Below are 2673 nucleotides of genomic sequence, written 5' to 3' on the forward strand. Positions count from 1 at the left end.
ACAAGCATGATGAGCGCAAAGCACTTTAAATGTGACTTGTTCCATTTTAGAGATTTGTTTAAGATAAGATATAACTCATTGAGATGTGTCATAGTATTCGTCGTTAGAAAACAATTATTGTGACATTATTTCAATGAGTTATCTATTTTTGTCGTGTACAGAGAAATAATAGTGCGTAAGTCCTATAATATTTTTTTTGGTGAATCGCATTCTGACTGGTTGCCTGTCAGAGGTGGAGAATCTGGTGATTTTGTTTTTCGACGTGGTGACGGGCATGCCTTCGCGAAAATCGCACCTGCTTCCCGCCGCGGTGAGCTCGCTGGAGAGCGTGACCGCCTCATTTGGCTCAAAGGTCGAGGTGTGGCTTGCCCCGAGGTCATCAACTGGCAGGAGGAACAGGAGGGTGCATGCTTGGTGATAACGGCAATTCCGGGAGTACCGGCGGCTGATCTGTCTGGAGCGGATTTGCTCAAAGCGTGGCCGTCAATGGGGCAGCAACTTGGCGCTGTTCACAGCCTATCGGTTGATCAATGTCCGTTTGAGCGCAGGCTGTCGCGAATGTTCGGACGCGCCGTTGATGTGGTGTCCCGCAATGCCGTCAATCCCGACTTCTTACCGGACGAGGACAAGAGTACGCCGCAGCTCGATCTTTTGGCTCGTGTCGAACGAGAGCTACCGGTGCGGCTCGACCAAGAGCGCACCGATATGGTTGTTTGCCATGGTGATCCCTGCATGCCGAACTTCATGGTGGACCCTAAAACTCTTCAATGCACGGGTCTGATCGACCTTGGGCGGCTCGGAACAGCAGATCGCTATGCCGATTTGGCACTCATGATTGCTAACGCCGAAGAGAACTGGGCAGCGCCAGATGAAGCAGAGCGCGCCTTCGCTGTCCTATTCAATGTATTGGGGATCGAAGCCCCCGACCGCGAACGCCTTGCCTTCTATCTGCGATTGGACCCTCTGACTTGGGGTTGATGTTCATGCCGCCTGTTTTTCCTGCTCATTGGCACGTTTCGCAACCTGTTCTCATTGCGGACACCTTTTCCAGCCTCGTTTGGAAAGTTTCATTGCCAGACGGGACTCCTGCAATCGTCAAGGGATTGAAACCTATAGAAGACATTGCTGATGAACTGCGCGGGGCCGACTATCTGGTATGGCGCAATGGGAGGGGAGCAGTCCGGTTGCTCGGTCGTGAGAACAATCTGATGTTGCTCGAATATGCCGGGGAGCGAATGCTCTCTCACATCGTTGCCGAGCACGGCGACTACCAGGCGACCGAAATTGCAGCGGAACTAATGGCGAAGCTGTATGCCGCATCTGAGGAACCCCTGCCTTCTGCCCTTCTCCCGATCCGGGATCGCTTTGCAGCTTTGTTTCAGCGGGCGCGCGATGATCAAAACGCAGGTTGTCAAACTGACTACGTCCACGCGGCGATTATAGCCGATCAAATGATGAGCAATGCCTCGGAACTGCGTGGGCTACATGGCGATCTGCATCATGAAAACATCATGTTCTCCAGTCGCGGCTGGCTGGTGATAGATCCCGTCGGTCTGGTCGGTGAAGTGGGCTTTGGCGCCGCCAATATGTTCTACGATCCGGCTGACAGAGACGACCTTTGTCTCGATCCTAGACGCATTGCACAGATGGTGGACGCATTCTCTCGTGCGCTGGACGTCGATCCGCGTCGCCTGCTCGACCAGGCGTACGCTTATGGGTGCCTTTCCGCAGCTTGGAACGCGGATGGAGAAGAGGAGCAACGCGATCTAGCTATCGCGGCCGCGATCAAGCAGGTGCGACAGACGTCATACTAGATATCAAGCGACTTCTCCTATCCCCTGGGAACACATCAATCTCACCGGAGAATATCGCTGGCCAAAGCCTTAGCGTAGGATTCCGCCCCTTCCCGCAAACGACCCCTGCAACGCGCCAATGAAATTCTACGTAAAGCAGCCGCTTTTTTCGCCCAGGCGGAGCTCGACCGCCCACACAAATAATGGTGGATTTTATCCATAATAATAAAGAGCTGTACGGAGTCGAGGCGATTTGTAGAATTTTACCGATCGCACCTTCAACCTATTACCGGACTCTAGATCTCTGTGAAAATCCAGAACATCGAGCAAAGCGAGATTTACATGACTTGCATCATGCTGAGGAGATTAAACGAATTTGGAAGGAAAGTTCAGGTCGGTATGGTGTACGTAAAGTCTGGCAAAAACTGAAACGTGAAGGCTATATTATTGCGCGCTGTACTGTTGCTCGATTAATGCAAAAGCTAGGTATAAAAGGTGTTTGGCGTGGTAAGAACAAACAAACCACCCGTAGCCGAGATGATCAAAAACGAGCGGATGACTTGGTAAAACGTAATTTTACTGCTGATCATCCTGACCAACTGTGGGTGAGTGACTTTACGTATATTCAAACAAATTCAGGCTGGGTTTATACTGCATTTATTATTGATGTGTTCTCACGAGCAATTGTTGGATGGAAAGTATCGACACGGATGAATACAGATATGGTGCTCGATGCATTGGAGCAAGCATTTAGGGCGGCAGAGGGGGCTGGAACGCTGAGTGCGCCCATGCCGCATTGCGAAGCAAAAGATAATCGGATAAAATGTAGCAATTCATATTCGTAAGCGTGGAGTAATCAGATGGGAAATTCCAAGTCAGC

At 50.9% G+C, this 2673-nt stretch carries 2 protein-coding genes, 1 pseudogene and 1 other annotated feature; all 3 genes and pseudogenes read left to right on the plus strand.

Translation table 11 applies throughout. From position 1 onward, the window contains the following. Positions 1–171 precede the first annotated feature (171 nt). Positions 172–978: an aminoglycoside O-phosphotransferase APH(3'')-Ib gene (gene aph(3'')-Ib / locus G5T77_RS08350; protein ID WP_159124589.1), complete on the plus strand. Its 807-nt coding sequence runs from the start codon at positions 172–174 to the stop codon at positions 976–978. Further along, the gene (locus G5T77_RS08355; RefSeq protein ID WP_166236205.1) at positions 978–1814 is read left to right on the plus strand and encodes an APH(6)-I family aminoglycoside O-phosphotransferase; all 837 of its coding nucleotides are present in this window, start codon (positions 978–980) and stop codon (positions 1812–1814) included. Before aph(3'')-Ib ends, G5T77_RS08355 begins: the two co-directional genes overlap by 1 nt. A gap of 105 nt (positions 1815–1919) precedes the next feature. Beyond that, positions 1920–2542, plus strand: a pseudogene (locus G5T77_RS08365) (IS3 family transposase); the annotation flags it as partial. Further along, positions 1955–2071, plus strand: a sequence feature (AL1L pseudoknot). It overlaps the preceding pseudogene by 117 nt. Positions 2543–2673: the final 131 nt, after the last annotated feature.

This window comes from Acinetobacter sp. GFQ9D191M (assembly GCF_011174875.1).
Taxonomy (GTDB): Bacteria; Pseudomonadota; Gammaproteobacteria; order Pseudomonadales; family Moraxellaceae; genus Acinetobacter.

Excerpts from the sequence above, each read along its gene's own strand:
- G5T77_RS08355 (WP_166236205.1), top strand. The coding sequence starts at position 978 with ATGTTCATGCCGCCTGTTTTTCCTGCTCATTGGCACGTTTCGCAACCT.